Source organism: Plantactinospora sp. B6F1 (assembly GCF_040120695.1).
Taxonomy (GTDB): domain Bacteria; phylum Actinomycetota; class Actinomycetes; order Mycobacteriales; family Micromonosporaceae; genus Plantactinospora.
On record NZ_JBEEAC010000008.1, the window covers coordinates 90,400 to 105,624 of the forward strand.

General features: G+C 73.2%; 14 protein-coding genes. 5 read left to right on the plus strand and 9 right to left on the minus strand.

Going from position 1 to position 15,225, the window contains the following annotated elements; genetic code table 11:
• Window positions 1-7 precede the first annotated feature (7 nt).
• From ABNF97_RS13580 to ABNF97_RS13605, 6 genes are all read right to left on the minus strand, one after another.
• Window positions 8-853, minus strand: coding sequence for a DUF998 domain-containing protein (locus ABNF97_RS13580; protein ID WP_130464370.1), 846 nt, complete (start codon window positions 851-853; stop codon window positions 8-10).
• A 176-nt stretch (window positions 854-1,029) separates the two neighbouring features.
• A complete protein-coding gene (locus ABNF97_RS13585) occupies window positions 1,030-2,106 on the minus strand; it encodes an ROK family protein (protein WP_130464371.1) in 1,077 nt (358 codons plus the stop codon).
• 91 nt (window positions 2,107-2,197) lie between these two features.
• The gene (locus ABNF97_RS13590) at window positions 2,198-2,767 is read right to left on the minus strand and encodes a hypothetical protein (RefSeq protein WP_349338736.1); all 570 of its coding nucleotides are present in this window, start codon (window positions 2,765-2,767) and stop codon (window positions 2,198-2,200) included.
• A 175-nt stretch (window positions 2,768-2,942) separates the two neighbouring features.
• Window positions 2,943-4,064: a cystathionine gamma-lyase gene (locus ABNF97_RS13595; protein ID WP_130464373.1), complete on the minus strand. Its 1,122-nt coding sequence runs from the start codon at window positions 4,062-4,064 to the stop codon at window positions 2,943-2,945.
• Window positions 4,065-4,113: 49 nt separating this feature from the next.
• Complete coding sequence (locus tag ABNF97_RS13600; RefSeq protein ID WP_130464374.1) at window positions 4,114-5,112, minus strand: NAD(P)H-dependent glycerol-3-phosphate dehydrogenase; 999 nt, start codon at window positions 5,110-5,112, stop codon at window positions 4,114-4,116.
• Window positions 5,109-5,831, minus strand: coding sequence for a 1-acyl-sn-glycerol-3-phosphate acyltransferase (locus tag ABNF97_RS13605; protein ID WP_130464375.1), 723 nt, complete (start codon window positions 5,829-5,831; stop codon window positions 5,109-5,111). Before ABNF97_RS13605 ends, ABNF97_RS13600 begins: the two co-directional genes overlap by 4 nt.
• Window positions 5,832-6,077: 246 nt before the next feature.
• Between ABNF97_RS13605 and cofC the strand changes: the two genes are divergently transcribed.
• From cofC to ABNF97_RS13630, 5 genes are all read left to right on the plus strand, one after another.
• Entirely contained in the window at window positions 6,078-6,773 is a 696-nt protein-coding gene (gene cofC, locus ABNF97_RS13610) for a 2-phospho-L-lactate guanylyltransferase (RefSeq protein ID WP_349338737.1), read from the plus strand.
• A gap of 135 nt (window positions 6,774-6,908) precedes the next feature.
• Window positions 6,909-7,106, plus strand: a complete 198-nt coding sequence (locus tag ABNF97_RS13615; RefSeq protein WP_207230610.1) for a cold-shock protein — start codon at window positions 6,909-6,911, stop codon at window positions 7,104-7,106.
• Window positions 7,107-7,157: 51 nt separating this feature from the next.
• Window positions 7,158-9,488: an RNA degradosome polyphosphate kinase gene (locus ABNF97_RS13620; RefSeq protein ID WP_486484793.1), complete on the plus strand. Its 2,331-nt coding sequence runs from the start codon at window positions 7,158-7,160 to the stop codon at window positions 9,486-9,488.
• A gap of 68 nt (window positions 9,489-9,556) precedes the next feature.
• A complete protein-coding gene (locus ABNF97_RS13625) occupies window positions 9,557-11,086 on the plus strand; it encodes a CYTH and CHAD domain-containing protein (RefSeq protein WP_349338738.1) in 1,530 nt (509 codons plus the stop codon).
• Window positions 11,074-12,036, plus strand: a complete 963-nt coding sequence (locus ABNF97_RS13630) for an NUDIX hydrolase (RefSeq protein WP_349338739.1) — start codon at window positions 11,074-11,076, stop codon at window positions 12,034-12,036. The genes ABNF97_RS13625 and ABNF97_RS13630 overlap by 13 nt, the downstream gene beginning before the upstream one ends.
• Before the next feature lie 356 nt (window positions 12,037-12,392).
• Here ABNF97_RS13630 and ABNF97_RS13635 read toward each other — a convergent pair whose 3' ends face one another.
• The 3 genes from ABNF97_RS13635 to leuC form a co-directional block, all read right to left on the minus strand.
• Window positions 12,393-12,983 carry an HU family DNA-binding protein gene (locus ABNF97_RS13635; RefSeq protein ID WP_349338740.1) on the minus strand — a complete coding sequence of 197 codons (591 nt, stop codon included), beginning with the start codon at window positions 12,981-12,983 and terminating at the stop codon, window positions 12,393-12,395.
• A 174-nt stretch (window positions 12,984-13,157) separates the two neighbouring features.
• Window positions 13,158-13,745 carry a 3-isopropylmalate dehydratase small subunit gene (gene leuD / locus ABNF97_RS13640; protein ID WP_130464382.1) on the minus strand — a complete coding sequence of 196 codons (588 nt, stop codon included), beginning with the start codon at window positions 13,743-13,745 and terminating at the stop codon, window positions 13,158-13,160.
• A gap of 14 nt (window positions 13,746-13,759) precedes the next feature.
• Window positions 13,760-15,214 carry a 3-isopropylmalate dehydratase large subunit gene (leuC, locus tag ABNF97_RS13645; protein WP_349338741.1) on the minus strand — a complete coding sequence of 485 codons (1,455 nt, stop codon included), beginning with the start codon at window positions 15,212-15,214 and terminating at the stop codon, window positions 13,760-13,762.
• Window positions 15,215-15,225 lie beyond the last annotated feature (11 nt).

Consider the following 15,225-nt stretch of genomic DNA (forward strand, 5'->3'; position numbering starts at 1 on the left):
TCGGCGGTCACCGAGCTGCGTCCCCCGGCAATGCTCGGCCCGCCCAGCTCCGGTGCCCCACGCCCCCTGTTCCGCCGGTCCGGGTCGGCGGGCAGGGGGCGTGGCGGGTCAGGGCGCATCGCTGGTCGGGGACCATCGCTACCGACGCGAAGCCGACCTCGAGCCGATCGGGACGCCGGAGCGGGGCTCCTCCCGGGCCGGCACCGCCGGGGGACCGGCTGCCGGCCACCCGGTGCAGCCGGGTCACCAGGACGGCGAGCAGCGCCAACTCGACCAGCACCAGGATCCGTTCGACCAGGCCCATCATCACCCGACCGCCGGGGAACGCGACGTAGTAGAGCGCCAGCAGCCCGAGCACGCTGGTCAACGCCAGCGCCCGCAACCTGCGTACGGCGTCCCGCCAGCGCACGTCGGCGGCGAGCCGGCGGATCGCCAGCAGCGTCGCGACCGGCAGTGCGACGAAGGCGGCGACCGAGACGTACCGGTGCACGTAGCCCTGGGTACTCAGCTCGACCTGCCCGATCGGGTCGGTCGGTACCAGCGCCGAGGCGATCAACCCCAGGCACCAGACCAGCAGCAGCGCCTCGGCGAGACGTCCCACTCCGACCCGGGCGGCCCGCAACGCCAGTGGTACCGCCAGCGAGGTGACGCCGAGGACCAGGATCGCCAGGTTCATCGGCCAACCGTTGTTCGACACCGCGTAGTCGCTGATGGTGAGCGAGAGCGGACTCATCCCGGGGTCGGGGGCGAGGTGCGCCGCGACGCCCAGGGCCGCCGTCAGGCACAGGCCGAGCGCCGCGACCAGGGTCAACGGTCGGGCGGTCCACGGCTGAGGTAGGGGTCTGGACATCATGTGACCAGCGTCGTCGCCCCGCCGCCACCGCGTATCCGGCAAGATCCCGGACCGGTCCCGGGGTTCCGCGACCCTGAGTCGGTCAGGGTCGGGCCATCCCTACCGCCGGCCGTACCGCCGGCACCATCGACACGGCCGGCCCGGCCTGCTCCACCCGCCCAGCCCCGAGCCGAACCCTAGGACGCGGGGTCCGGCCGTGCGTTCTCATCGCCGCGGACGACCGGGCTGGCCGGCCCGTCCAGCAGTTTGAGCGCGGCGATGGCGGCACCACGGGCCCCGGCCATGTCGAGATCCGGCACCAACGCGAACCGGGCCCGCTCCGCCTGCTCGGCCCGGAGCGTGGTGTGCTCCCGGACGGTGGCCAGGAACCAGTCCCGAAACTCCGGAGTCGCCTCCACCACGCCACCGCCGACGAAGTACCCGTCCGGGTCGGTGAAGTTGGCGACGATGGTGAAGAGCCGACCCAGGGCCATCGCCTGCTGCTCGAAGATCCGCAGCGCCATCGGGTCGCCGTCCACCCCGTACGACCGGACCTGCCTGGCGGCGCTCACCGGGTCGAGCTCGGCGAGCGGGTGCCCGGCGTACCGGCCCAGCCAGTACGGCAGCAGGTTGCGCCGGATGCCGGTCAGCGAGGCGACGCTCTCCACGTCCCCGACGAACCCGCAGTTGCAGACCGGCGTCGGCTGCCCCTCGGCGAGCAGGCCGAACATCGGGATGTGTACGTGCCCGAGTTCGCCGGCCATCCCGGCCGTGCCGGTGACCACCTGCCCCCGGACGACCACACCACCGCCGAGACCGGTGCCGACGATGGCGGAGACCGACGACCGCTGGGGCGCGTCGGTGCCGAAGTAGGAGTGGTGAGCGTAGAGCGCGGCCGCGTTGCCGTCGTTGTGGTAGGCGACCGGCAGGCCGAGCCTGCGTTCAAGGGCACCACGGATGTCGTAGCCGCGCCAGGCCGGCTGGGAGAAGTTCGTCGAGCCCCGCGACGAGATGACCCCGGTGGCGCTGGCCGGCCCCGGGGTGTCCAGCCCGACGGCCCGGACCCGCTCGGGCCGGATGCCGGTGAGCGCCAGCACCTGCGCCATCGACGCCGCCAGCGCCTCGACCGCCGCCTCCGGGCCCTCCAGCACCCGGCACGGGATCTCGACCAGCTCGTCGACCAGGAACCGCCCGGTAACGTCCAGCACGGTGGCGTTGTTGCTGTTACCGCCGTTGTCGAGCCCGACCACGACCGGTACTTCCGAAGTCGCCATGGTGTGCCTCCCGGTGCGGGTGGACGCTGCACAGCCACCTGCCATCCCGAGGATAATCGCCGATTCCGGCCCGGGCGGCGGTCCGCCACGGTCACTCCGGACAGTCTGCGCCGACCCGCATCCGGACCCGCTCCTCGCGTCCGGCCGACCGGACGGTCACCGGCACACAGGCGGGCACGTCGAGCCAGACGCCACCGGCAAAGACCAGCCAGCCGGACTCGCCGGGGCAACCCGGGAAGTGCAGCGCCCGGTCGGGCCGCGCCGGACTCCCCCAGCCGATCCAGAGCCGGCCGACCTGGTTCGCCCGCACCGCCAGGTCGACGCGGGAGTCCGCCCGGACCGCCAGGCCGGTCTTGGCGAAGAGCCGGGCCGGCCCGGCGTCGCCGGTCGGGGACGGCTCCAGCCGGTGCGGCGTCATCGCCACCGCGCCGGCCAGCGCCGGCCAGCCGTCCGGTGGCGCGTCGACCCGATCGACCACGTGCGCACAGGAGAGGACCGTCCGGGCACCGCCCGACACCGGTACCGTCCCCGGCGACCCGGCGGTGGGCGTCGCGGTCGGCGTAGGCGTCGCGGTCGCGATGGCCGGCCCCGGCCCGGTGCATCCGGCTGCCAGCAGGCCGGTCGTGACCAGGCCCGGCATGATCCGCAGCATTGTCCGCATACCGGAACGAGTCGCCGCAGCGTACCCCGGTTCCGGCTCGCGCCGGCGCGGCCGGCGAGGCGAGCGCCACGTGCAGCCGACCGCATCGAGCCAGCGGTCAACCGGCCGCGTCGAGCGCAGCGGTCAACCGGCCACGTCGAGCGCAGCGGTCAACCGGCCACGCCGGACCCAGCGGTCAACCGGCCGCGTCGAGCGCAGCGGTCAGGTCGGCGACCAGGTCGGCGGCGTCCTCGACCCCGCAGGAGAGTCGCACGAATCCGGCGGAGACGTCGTCGCCCCACTGAGCCCGCCGGTCGGCGCTGGTGTGCAGGCCGCCGAAGGAGGTCGCCGCGAAGACCAGCCGACTGGCGGTCAGGAACCGGGTCACCCGGTCGGCGTCGCCGAGGTCGACGGCGACGATCCCCGGCACCCGCCGCAACTGCCGGCTGGCGATCGGGTACGCCGGGTCGTCGGCGAGCCCTGGCCAACGTACGCCGGAGACGTCGGAGCGGGCCCGCAGCGCCGCCGCCACCGCCGCCGCGTTCGCGCTCTGCCGGGCCAACCGCAGGTCCAGCGTGGCCAGCGACCGGTGTGCCAGCCACGCGTCGAAGGCACCGGGAATCGAGCCGGTGCTGGTCCGCCAGCCCCGGATCGTCTCCAGCAGCTCGGCGTTCCGGCTGGCGACGTACCCGAGCAGCAGGTCGGAGTGCCCGGTCAGCGCCTTGGTGCCGGACGCGACCACGAGGTCGGCGCCGAGTTCCAGCGGTCGCTGGCCGAGCGGTGTCGCGGTGGTGTTGTCGACCGCCAGCAGCGCACCGGCGGCTCGCGCCCCGGCCGCCAGCTCGGCGATGTCGCAGACGTCCAGGCCCGGGTTGGCCGGCGTCTCGACCAGCACCAGACGTACGCCGTCGAACGCCGGGTACGGGCCGGCGGTCGGCACGAACTCGACGCGTACGCCGATCCCGCGCAGCGTCTCGGCGGCGAACGCCCGCACCGTGAAGTACCCGTCGGCCGGCAGCAGTACGGTATCGCCGGGCCGGAGCACCGCAAGGAGTACGGCGGTGATCGCGGCCTGCCCGCTGGCGAAGGCGAGACAGTCACCGCCTTCCAGCTCACCGATGGCCGCCTCCAGCCCGCGCCGGGTCGGGTTGTCCGGCCGGCCGTACCCGTTCGGGGTCGCCTCCGGGCCGATCGCCGGGTCGAGATGGTAGGGGCCGGCGAAGACCGGCCCGGGCAGGAACGGCTCCCCCGGCGTCGGCTCCGGTAGGCCGGCGTGCACGCTGCGGGTGCCGTCGCCGTAGTTCGACTGGTCGGGCATCGTGTCCTTCCGCGGCTCGGTTCGGGTCACTCCGGTCTCGGCTTGCGGGTCACTCCGGTTTCGGCTTGCGGCTCATCAGGGCGGCCATCGCGGCGTGCGGGTCGGCACGCTCGTGACAGACCCGCTCGACCTGCTCGGTGATCGGCATCTCCACCCCGCGTGCCCGGGACAGGTCCCGGATCGCCAGGCAGCTCTTCACCCCTTCGGCGGTCTGCCGGGTCGCCGCCTGTGCCTGCTCCAGGGTTTCGCCCCGGCCCAGGCGCTCGCCGAAGGTGCGGTTGCGGGACAGCGGCGATGAGCAGGTGGCTACCAGGTCGCCGAGGCCGGCCAGCCCGGCGAAGGTGAGCGGGTCGGCGCCGAGCGCCACCCCGAGCCGGGCGGTCTCGGCCAACCCCCGGGTGATCAGGGTGGCCCGGGTGTTGTCACCCAGCCCCATCGCGGTGGTGATGCCGTACGCCAACGCGATCACGTTCTTGACCGCGCCGCCCAGCTCGCAGCCGATCACGTCGTCGTTGGTGTACGGCCGCAGGTACGGCGTGTTGACCGACGCCTGCACCAGGGTCGCCCGGTCGGTGTCGGTGCAGGCGACCACGGTCGCGGCGGGCTGCTCGGCGGCGATCTCGGCGGCCAGGTTGGGGCCGGAGACCACCACGACCCGGTCCGCCGCCACCCCGGCGGCCTCCACGATCACCTCGCTCATCCGCTTGGTGGTGCCGAGCTCGATCCCCTTCATCAGCGAGACCAACGACGAGTCGGGTTCCAGGTGCCGGGCCCACTCGGCCAGGTTGCCGCGCAGCGTCTGCGAGGGCACCGCCAGCACCACCAGGTCGGCGCCGGTGATCGCCTCGGCGGCGTCGACGGTGGGGCGTACCGCCGCCGGCAGCCGCAGCCGAGGCAGGTAGTCGGGGTTGGTCCGGGTGTTCCGGATCGCCTCGGCCACCGCCGGTCGGCGGGCCCAGACCACCACGTTCCGGCCCGCGTCGGCGAGCACCTTGGCGAAGGCCGTACCCCAGGAGCCGGCGCCGAGCACCGCCACGTGGCTTCTCATGCCGATTCCTCGGTACGCCGGTTCGGCTGCGCCGACCAGAGCGGTGGTGGCGTCCCGCCCCGGATCTCGGCCAGCATGTCACGCAGCCGCAGCATGATGGCGTCGGTCATCTCGTCCAGTACGGCCTTGCTCGGCGCCGCGTCGGCCCAACGGCTCAGGTCCACCGGCGGACCGGCGACCACCGTCACCGGGGTACGCGGCCGGAGGCTGACCTTCTTCGTCCGCGGGTCGAAGATCCGCTGTGGTCCCCACATCACCACCGGCACCACCGGGGCGCCGGTGGCCAGGGCGAGCCGGGCGGCGCCGGTCTTGCCACGCATCGGCCACAGCTCGGGCTCGCGGGTGGTGGTGCCCTCGGGATAGATCACCACAGCGGCGCCGGAGCGGATCGCCCGGTCCAGGGCCTCCAGCGACCTGGCCGCGTCGACGGTGCCGCGCTCCACCGGGATCTGGTGGCACTTCAGCAGGATCCTGCCGAGCACCGGCACCTTGAAGACGCTCGCCTTGCCCAGGTAGCTGGGCCAGCGGCCGGAGTCGTAGATGAAGTGCGCCGAGACGAGCGGGTCGAAGTGGGAGAGGTGGTTCGGCACGATGATCACGCCACCGGACGACGGGATGTGCGCCATGCCGCGCCAGTCGCGCCGTGTCCAGACGGTCAGCACCGGCTTGACCACCGAGACGGCGAACCGTCGCCAGAATCCCAGCCTGCGCCGTGTCACTGTGCCTCCTCGTCGTCCGACCCTGGCGCGGCCCGGCCGGGGCGCCGTGTGGGCGTCCTGGCTCGGGTGGCGAGGTGACACCGCCGGTGCCCACCCCGTCCGGCCCGTCACCGACCCGGGCCCGGGGGTGCCGCCGCCCGCAGCCGAAATCATGCCTGCTCGTCCTGGCTACGGCCAGCCAGGGGTATCCCGATGGCGGGTATGCCACTCGCAGGGTCGACGACGGCCAACTGGCAGGATTGCCACGTGGCGGAGCGGAACTGGACCGTGGTGGTGCCGGTCAAGCGCCTCGGGTCGGCGAAGAGCCGGCTGCGCGGTGCGCTCGACGGCGTACCGCACGAGCTGCTCGCCCTCGCCCTGGCCGAGGACACCGCCGAGGCCGTACTCGGCTGCCCGGCCGTCCGGGAACTGCTGGTGGTGACCAACGACCCGGAGGCCACCCGGGCCCTGGGCCGGCTCGGCGCCCGGATCGTGGCGGAGCCGCCGGCCGCCGGGCTGAACCCCGCGTTCACCCGGGGCGCGGCAGCGGCCTCCGGTGGCCCGGTGGCGGCGCTCACCGCCGACCTGCCGGCACTGCGCCCGGCCGAGCTGGCCGAGGCGCTGCGGGCCGCGGCCGGGCCGCCCGACGTACGCCGGTTCGTCGCGGACGCCCCCGGCACCGGAACGGTGCTGCTCACCGCCGCACCGGGGGCCGACCTGGATCCCCGGTTCGGCCCGGGCTCGGCGGCGGCGCACACGGCCTCCGGTGCCCGCCCGCTGACCGGCGCCTGGCCGACGCTGCGCCGCGACGTCGACACCCCGGCCGACCTGCGTGCCGCGGTCGCGCTCGGACTCGGCCGGCACACCGCGGCGGTGACCCGACGGTCGGCGCCGGCCTGCCGAGCACGCGGCCACGGTGACCCGACGGTCGGCGCCGGCCTGCCGAGCACGCGGCCGCGGTGAGCCGACGGTCGGCGCCGGCGGACAGGGACCGGGTCACGGGCACTGCCGAGCGCACAGCCACGACCTGCGTGGCGGTACCGTGCCGTCGCCCTCGGCCCGCCCCACCGCCCCGCCGTCCGGTGTACGGTGCTGGGCATGCAGGGCACGGTGGCCGACTACGACCCGGAGACCCGGACCGGCACGCTGCTGCTGGACGACGGCTCCCGGGTCACGTTTCCGGCGACCGCGTTCGACGCCTCCGGCCTGCGGCTGCTCCGGCTGGGCCAGCGGGTCCGGCTGGAGCACGACGACGCCGGGCGGCTGGTCCGGATCACACTGCCGACCTTCCCCTGATCCGCTCGGTCAAAGTTCATTTTCGGTTCACCGCCGCCGGGGAATGATGGGGTGGTGAGCCCGCCGCCGTCCCCACGCACCCGCCCCGCACACCAGCCCCCATCCGGCCCTGACGCACGGTCGACGCCGGCAGACGCACGGTCGACACCCGCAGACGCACGGTCGACGGCGACAACGGACGGCACGGGCGAATCCCGACAGCCGAGCCGGTCCGGACCGCCGGGGCGCGCCGCGCGCGAGCCGGCGGGGGAACCGGACGCGCCGCTGCCGCCGGACCGGTTCCTCAACCGGGAGCTGTCCTGGCTGGATTTCAACGCCCGGGTGCTGGCCCTGGCCGAGGACCCGGACACCCCGCTGCTGGAGCGGGCCAAGTTCCTCGCCATCTTCGCCAACAACCTGGACGAGTTCTACATGGTCCGGGTCGCCGGGCTGAAGCGGCGGCTACAGGCCGGGCTGCCGGTCCGGGGCGGCGACCAGATGCCGCTGAGCACCCAGCTCGAACTGGTCTCCGAACGCGCCGCCGAACTGGTCGCCCGGCAGTCGGCGTGCTTCGTCGAGGAGGTGATGCCGAAGCTGGCCACCGAGAACATCGCGCTGCTGCACTGGGACGACCTGCCCACACCGGAGCGGCAGCGGCTGCGCAGGTATTTCCGGGAGCAGATTTTTCCGGTGCTCACCCCGCTCGCCGTCGACCCGGCGCACCCGTTTCCGTACATCTCCAGCCGGTCGCTCAACCTGGCGGTGGTGGTGCGTGACTCCGACGGCGGCTCGGAACTCTTCGCCCGGGTGAAGGTGCCGAACAACGTACCCAGGTTCGTCCGGGTCGAGCGGGACGTGCCAGGTCAGCGGTTCCTGCCGTTGGAGGACCTGATCGCGGCCCACCTCGACCAGCTCTTCTCCGGCATGCAGGTGGTGGAGTGCCACCTGTTCCGGGTCACCCGCAACGCCGAGGTGGAGGTCGACGAGGACCGGGACGAGGACCTGCTGCAGGCCCTGGAGCGGGAACTCGCCCGGCGCCGCTTCGGCCCGCCGGTACGCCTGGAGGTGGCCGCCTCCGTCTCCGACCGCGTCCTCGACCTGCTGGTCAGGGAACTGGACATGGACAGCCAGGACGTGCTGCTGGTGCCGGGGCTGCTCGACCTGACCGCGCTCTGGCAGGTCTACAACGAGTCCAACCGGCCCGAGCTGAAGGATCCGCCGTTCGTGCCGGCCACCCATCCCCGGCTCGCTGAGGGTGAGGTGCCGCGCAGCGTCTTCGCCACACTGCGCGACGGCGACATCCTGGTGCACCATCCGTACCACTCCTTCTCGACCAGCGTGCAGCGGTTCATCGAGCAGGCCGCCGCCGACCCGAACGTGCTGGCCATCAAGCAGACCCTCTACCGCACCAGCGGGGACTCCCCGATCGTCGACGCGCTGATCGACGCCGCCGCCGCCGGCAAACAGGTGGTGGTGCTGGTGGAGATCAAGGCCCGGTTCGACGAGGTGGCCAACATCGGCTGGGCCCGGGTGCTGGAACGGGCCGGCTGCCACGTGGTCTACGGCCTGGTCGGGCTCAAGACGCACTGCAAGACCGCGCTGGTGGTCCGGCAGGAGGGCAACCGGATCCGGCGGTACTGCCACATCGGCACCGGCAACTACCACCCGAAGACCGCCCGGCTCTACGAGGACTTCGGCATGCTCACCGCCGACCCGGAGATCGGGGCCGACCTCACCGACCTGTTCAACGTGCTGACCGGGTACAGCCGGCAGACGTCGTACCGGCGGCTGCTGGTGGCGCCGCAGGGCATCCGGCGCGGCCTGATCGAGCGGATCGAGGGCGAGATCGACCGGGCCCGGGCGGGCCTGCCGGCCCTGGTCCAGTTCAAGGTGAACGCGCTGGTCGACGAGGCGATCGTGGACGCGCTCTACCGGGCGTCCCGGGCCGGGGTGCGTGTCGACCTGCTGATCCGGGGAATGTGCACGCTGCGACCGGGTGTGCCGGGGCTGTCGGAGCACATCCGGGTGCGCTCGATCCTCGGCCGCTTCCTGGAACACTCCCGGGTGTTCCGGTTCGGCAGCGGGGTCACCGCAGACGGCGGCTCGGCCGCCGGACCCGATGGCGGCTCAGCCGCCGGATCGGACGGCGGCGTCGAGTTCTGGATCGGGTCGGCCGACCTGATGCACCGCAACCTGGACCGCCGGGTGGAGGCGCTGGTCCAGGTGACCGACCCGGCCGCCCGGGCCGACCTGGACGCGTTGCTGACCACCGCGATGAGCCCGGAGGTCTCGGCGTTCGAGCTGGCCGGGGACGGCTGCTGGACCAGGCACGCGGGCACTCCGGGCGCACGGCTGGTGAACCTCCAGGAGTCGCTGCTGCGCCGGGTCACCGGCGCCAAGTGACCCGCCCGGTGACCCGCCGTCGGCGGCGGGCCGTCGGCCGAGCCGACATTCCGGACTAGGCTTGGCCGATGCTGGAGGAGGAGCGGAAGTACGACGTCGACCCGGAGTTCGCCCTGCCCGACCTCACCGGAGTCGTGCCGGACGGCGTACGGGTGGTCGAACTGCCTCCGGTGACGCTCACCGCGACCTACCTCGACACCAACGACCTGCGGCTGGCCCGGTCCGGGGTGTCGTTGCGGCACCGCAGGGGCGACGAGCTGCCCTGGACGGTCAAGCTCCCGGCCGGCGGTCCCGGCCTGCGGCACGAGATCTCCCGGGCGGGCCGGCCGAAGAGCGTTCCGGCCGACCTGGTGGCGCTGGTCACCGTGTACACCCGGGGCGTGGAACTCCGACCGGCCACGGTGGTCCGCACCGTCCGGCGGGCGTACGAGCTGCGCGACCGTGCCGACCGGGTACTGGCGGAACTCGCCGACGACTCGGTGCAGGTACGCGACGGCAAGCGGGTCCGGTCGACGTTCCGCGAGATCGAGGTGGAGCGCAGGGACGGCGGACGGGAACTGCTCGACGCGGTGGAGTCGGCGCTGACCGGGGCCGGCGCCCGGGCCGGTGACTTCACCCCGAAGCACGTCCGGGCCCTCGGTGCGACGGCCGAGGCCCCGCCCGACCTGGTGCCGCCGGGTGAGCTGCCGGAGCGGCCCAGCGCCGGTGACGTGGTGGCCGTGGCGGTCCGCCGGAACGTCAACCGGCTGCTCGCGCACGATCCGCTGGTCCGGTTGCGGGCGCCGGTGGGCGACGACGACACTGCCGTACACCAGATGCGGGTCGGCTGCCGACGACTCCGCAGCGACCTGCGGACCTTCCGGCCGCTGGTCCGCACGGCGTGGGCCAGGCCGCTGCGGGACGAGCTGAAGTGGCTGGCGGGGGTGCTGGGGCAGGCCCGCGACGCGGAAGTGCTGTCCGCCCGGCTGTCCCGGACGGCGGGGGCCGACCCGCTCAGTCCGCTCGACCCGGCGGCGGTGCGACGGATCGACACGGTACTCGCCGACCGGCACGCCGCGGCGCTCACCGCCGTCGACGAGGCGCTGGGCTCGGCGCGCTACCACGCCCTGGTCGAGGCGCTGGTCGACGCCGCCCGGGCGCCGCAGCTGACCGCCCGGGCCGACCGACCCGCCGCCGAGGTGCTGCCCCGGCTGGTCGCCCGACCCTGGCACCGGCTGACCGACGGCGACGACGAGACCGACGGCGCAGCCGACCTCGACCCCGACCTCCCGGACGAGCGGTGGCACGCGGTACGCGTCAACGGCAAGCGGGCCTGGTACGCCGTCGACGCCGTCGCCGGGGTGCTCGGCGGCGACGCGGCGAAACTGGCCAAGGCGCTGGCGAAGGTGCAGGACCTGCTCGGCGAGCACCAGGACGCGGTGGTCGCCGCGCAGACCTGGCTCTCGATCGCGGAACAGACGAAGGGCGACCACGCCGTCGCGGTCACCGCCGGCCGGTTGGTGGAACGGGAACGGGCCGCCGTCCGCGCCGCCCGGGCTGCCTTCCCGGACGCGTGGCGCCGGGCGAGTGGAAGACGGCGGACGGCATGGCTGGGGTGACGCCGGTCCGGGCGGCCGGTGGCGTGGTCTGGCGCCACGGCGAGGACGGCGTCCGGGTGTGCGTGGTGCACCGTCCCCGCTACGACGACTGGTCGCTGCCAAAGGGCAAGCTGGATCCGGGGGAACATCCGCTGACCGCCGCGGTGCGGGAGGTGGCCGAGGAGGCGGACGTACGCGCCGTGCCTCAGGTACGGCTCTCGCCGGTGCACTACCGGATGCGCGACGGTACGCCGAAGACGGTCGAGTTCTGGTCCATGCGGGCGGTCGGCAGCGGCGGTTTCCAGCCGGACACCGAGGTCGACGACGTCCGCTGGCTGCCACCGCCCGAGGCCGCCCGACTGGTCAGCTATCCGCACGACGTCGGGGTGCTGGCGGAGTTCGCCGCCCTGCCCCCGGTGAGCGTGGTGCTCGGACTGGTCCGGCACGCACCGGCGGGCAGCCGGGGCACCTGGTCCGGTCCGGACACCGCCCGCCCGCTGGACGACTCGGGTCTGGCCCAGGCCCGGGAGTTGGCCGGACTGCTCGCGCTGATCCGCCCGGTACGCCTGCGTTCGGCGGCGCCCCGGCGCTGCGTGCAGACGCTGCAACCCCTCGCCGAGCTGCTGGACCTGCCGGTCGAGGTGGATTCCGCGTATGACGAGCCGAGGCCGGGGCAGGACGCCGAGGAGAACGCGCTGGCCGCCGCCGGAGCCCTGTTCGAACTGGCCCGGGCCGGGGAACCGGCGGTGGTCTGTAGCCAGGGCAAGGTGATCCCGCAGGCGCTGACCCGGCTGGCCGCCGCATCGTCCGCCCGGAGCGATGCGAACGGACCGGCGGTCGTCCTTCCCGCGTCGGCGCGGGATTTCCGGACCGGGAAGGGCACCGGCTGGCTGCTCGCCTTCAGCGGCGACCGGCCGGTCGCCGCGAGCCGGCTCGACGGCGCGGACCGGTTGCCCGCCGTCGCACCCTGAGGCGACCCGTCAGCGGTCGGGAGAACGTGGCCCCCGACCCGGACCCTGACCGCGTGACCCGGACCTGACCGCGTGACCCGGGTCGTGACCGCGTGACCCAGACCCTGACCGCGTGAACCGGACCCTGACCGCGTGACTCGCGCCGGGACCGTCTCCCGCTCCGCTGGATTCTGCCGGGACGACCGCCCCGGGGCCCCCGTCGGGTCCGAGCCGGGCCTTCAGGCCGTCCAGGGGCCGCTGAGCGGGGTTAACGCCCCGTTCGGGGGGCTTCCGTTCGGGGACCTGTCGGGATTCCCGTCCGGGGCAACGTGAAGGGCGCCCCCGGACGAGCCGGAGGCGCCCTGACCGTACCCGGATCAGCGCTTGGCGGCCTTCTTGGCCGGAGCCTTCTTGGCCGGAGCCTTCTTGGCCGTGGTGGCCTTCTTGCTCGCCGTGGCGCGGGTGGACGTGCTCTTGGCTGCCGCCGTCTTCTTCGCCGTCGTCGTCTTCTTGGCCGTGGTGGCCTTCTTGACGCCGGTGGCCTTCTTCGCCGGTGCCGTCTTCTTCGCCGCCGCCTTGGTGGCGGTCGCCTTGGCGGGTGCCGCCTTCTTGGTCGTCGTCTTCTTCGCGGTGGTCGACTTGGCCGTCGTACCCGTGGTGGCCTTCTTCGCCGCCACGGTGTTCTTCGGGGCCTTGCCGCTCGCCACCATCTCCTTGAACCCGGCGCCCGGCCGGAAGGCCGGAACCGATGTCTTCTTCACCTTCACCGATTCACCGGTACGGGGGTTGCGGGCTGTTCGAGCACCGCGCACGCGCTTTTCGAACACCCCGAACCCGGTGATGGCCACCCGATCGCCCTTGGTGACCGCCGCCTGGACCTCGGCGAGGACCGCGTCGAGCGCCGACGTCGCCGTCTTCCGGTCTCCCAGACGAGCGGCGAGAGCCTCGATGAGCTCGGCCTTGTTCACGACTTCCCTCCCAATGTGCAACTGGACTCAACGCGAGCCATTCTGCGCGCACGGTATGCCCTGTGCCACCGGGACACAAACATCTGCTCGAAAAAACCCATTGTGTCGCAACGGATTCGCCCCCGCCGGACGAACCGGCGGGGGCGAAATCGACTGTGCGGTCGGCGGTTCGACCTATGCGACCACGGGCCGGAAGGGTGATCTCCGGCCCTCGTACTCGGTGATGTCCGCCTCGTGCCGGAGGGTCAGTCCAATGTCGTCCAAGCCCTCCATCAGCCGCCAGCGGCTGAAGTCGTCCATCGGGAAGGACCAGGTGTCGTCCCCGGCCCGGACCTCTCGGGCGGTCAGGTCGACCGTGATCGGGGCGGTCGGGTCGGACTCCGCCAACTCCCACAAAGCCTCGACGGCCTTCAATTCAAGCTCGACCGGCAGGAGACCTTCCTTGAGCGCGTTCCCCCGGAAGATGTCCCCGAACCGGGGGGCGATGACGGACCGGAACCCCCAGTCGCGCAGCGCCCACACGGCGTGCTCCCGGGAGGAGCCCGTGCCGAACTCGGGGCCGGCCACCAGAATCGACGCCTCGGAATATGAAGAATCGTTGAGTACGAATGCCGGGTCCTCCCGCCAGGCGCTGAAGAGGCCGTCGGCGAAGCCCGTCCGGGTCACCCGCTTGAGGTACACCGCGGGGATGATCTGATCGGTATCCACGTTGGACCGGCGCAGCGGGACCGCCGTACCGGTGTGCACGGTGAACTTTTCCATCTCGGGTCAGCCCTTCACAGGTCGGCCGGCGCGGCCAGTCGGCCGACCACGGCGGTGGCGGCGGCGACCGGTGGCGAGACCAGGTGGGTACGCCCACCCCGGCCCTGCCGGCCCTCGAAGTTGCGGTTGGAGGTCGAGGCCGAGCGCTGGCCCGGCTTGAGGGTGTCCGGGTTCATGCCGAGGCACATCGAGCAGCCGGCGAACCGCCACTCGGCGCCGGCAGAGGTGAAGACCTGGTCCAGCCCCTCCCGCTCGGCCGCCTCGCGGACCGCCGCCGACCCGGGCACGACGAGCATCCGTACCCCGTCGGCCACCCGGTGCCCGCGCAGCACGTCGGCGGCGGCCCGGAGGTCCTCCAAGCGGCCGTTGGTGCAGGAGCCGACGAAGACCACGTCCACCGGTACGTCCCGGAGCCGGGTGCCGGGCTTGAGGTCCATGTACTCCAGGGCCCGCCGGGCGGCCGTCTGCTCGGCGTCGGTGACGAAGTCCTCCGGGTCCGGCACGGCAGCGTCGAGCGCGGTGCCCTGCCCGGGATTGGTGCCCCAGGTGACGAACGGACTGATCCGGCTGGCGTCCAGCACGACCTCGCTGTCGAAGCTCGCGCCCGGGTCGGTCGGCAGGCTCCGCCAGTGTTCGACGGCGGCGTCCCAGTCCGCCCCCTGCGGGGCGTTCGGCCGCCCCTTGAGGTAGGCGAAGGTGGTCTCGTCCGGCGCGATCATCCCGGCCTTGGCGCCCCACTCGATGGACATGTTGGCGATGGTCATCCGGCCCTCCATGGAGAGTCGGCTGATCGCCTCGCCCCGGTACTCCACGATGTGGCCACGACCGCCACCGGTGCCGACCTGGGCGATCAGCGCCAGCACCAGATCCTTGGCGGTGACCCCGGGGGCCAGCTCGCCGGTCACGGTCACCGCCATGGTCTTCGGGCGGATCTGCGGCAGGGTCTGGGTCGCCAGGACGTGTTCGACCTCACTGGTCCCGATTCCGAAGGCCAGCGCACCGAACGCGCCGTGGGTGGCCGTGTGCGAGTCGCCGCAGACGATGGTCAGCCCCGGCTGGGTCAGCCCGAGCTGCGGCCCGATCACGTGCACGATGCCCTGGTTCTCGTCGCCGAGCGGGTGCAGCTTGACGCCGAACTCCGCGCAGTTGCGGCGCAGCGTCTCGATCTGGGTCCGCGAGGTCGGGTCGGCGATGGTGAGCAGGTCACCTCGCCGGGACCGGAACGACGGGTCGTCGTAGCCGGTCGGGGTGTTGTGGTCCTCGGTCGCGAGCGTGAGATCGGGCCGACGGACCTTGCGGTTCGCCATCCGCAGCCCGTCGAAGGCCTGCGGGCTGGTCACCTCATGGAGCAGGTGTAGGTCGATATAGAGCAGATCCGGCTCACCGTCAGCGGATCGCACCACGTGAGCATCCCAGACCTTCTCGGCCAAGGTCCTGGGCGAGGACGGCTCTGGAGTGACTCCCACCATCTGGACATCCT

Excerpts from the sequence above, each read along its gene's own strand:
- ABNF97_RS13595 (WP_130464373.1), bottom strand. The coding sequence starts at position 4,064 with ATGCCCGACCAGTCGAACTACGGCGACGGCACCCGCAGCGTGCACGCC.
- ABNF97_RS13615 (WP_207230610.1), top strand. The coding sequence starts at position 6,909 with ATGCAGGGCACGGTGGCCGACTACGACCCGGAGACCCGGACCGGCACG.
- ABNF97_RS13630 (WP_349338739.1), top strand. The coding sequence starts at position 11,074 with ATGGCTGGGGTGACGCCGGTCCGGGCGGCCGGTGGCGTGGTCTGGCGC.
- ABNF97_RS13600 (WP_130464374.1), bottom strand. The coding sequence starts at position 5,112 with ATGAGAAGCCACGTGGCGGTGCTCGGCGCCGGCTCCTGGGGTACGGCC.
- ABNF97_RS13590 (WP_349338736.1), bottom strand. The coding sequence starts at position 2,767 with ATGCGGACAATGCTGCGGATCATGCCGGGCCTGGTCACGACCGGCCTG.
- ABNF97_RS13585 (WP_130464371.1), bottom strand. The coding sequence starts at position 2,106 with ATGGCGACTTCGGAAGTACCGGTCGTGGTCGGGCTCGACAACGGCGGT.
- ABNF97_RS13625 (WP_349338738.1), top strand. The coding sequence starts at position 9,557 with ATGCTGGAGGAGGAGCGGAAGTACGACGTCGACCCGGAGTTCGCCCTG.
- ABNF97_RS13580 (WP_130464370.1), bottom strand. The coding sequence starts at position 853 with ATGATGTCCAGACCCCTACCTCAGCCGTGGACCGCCCGACCGTTGACC.
- leuD (WP_130464382.1), bottom strand. The coding sequence starts at position 13,745 with ATGGAAAAGTTCACCGTGCACACCGGTACGGCGGTCCCGCTGCGCCGG.
- leuC (WP_349338741.1), bottom strand. The coding sequence starts at position 15,214 with ATGGTGGGAGTCACTCCAGAGCCGTCCTCGCCCAGGACCTTGGCCGAG.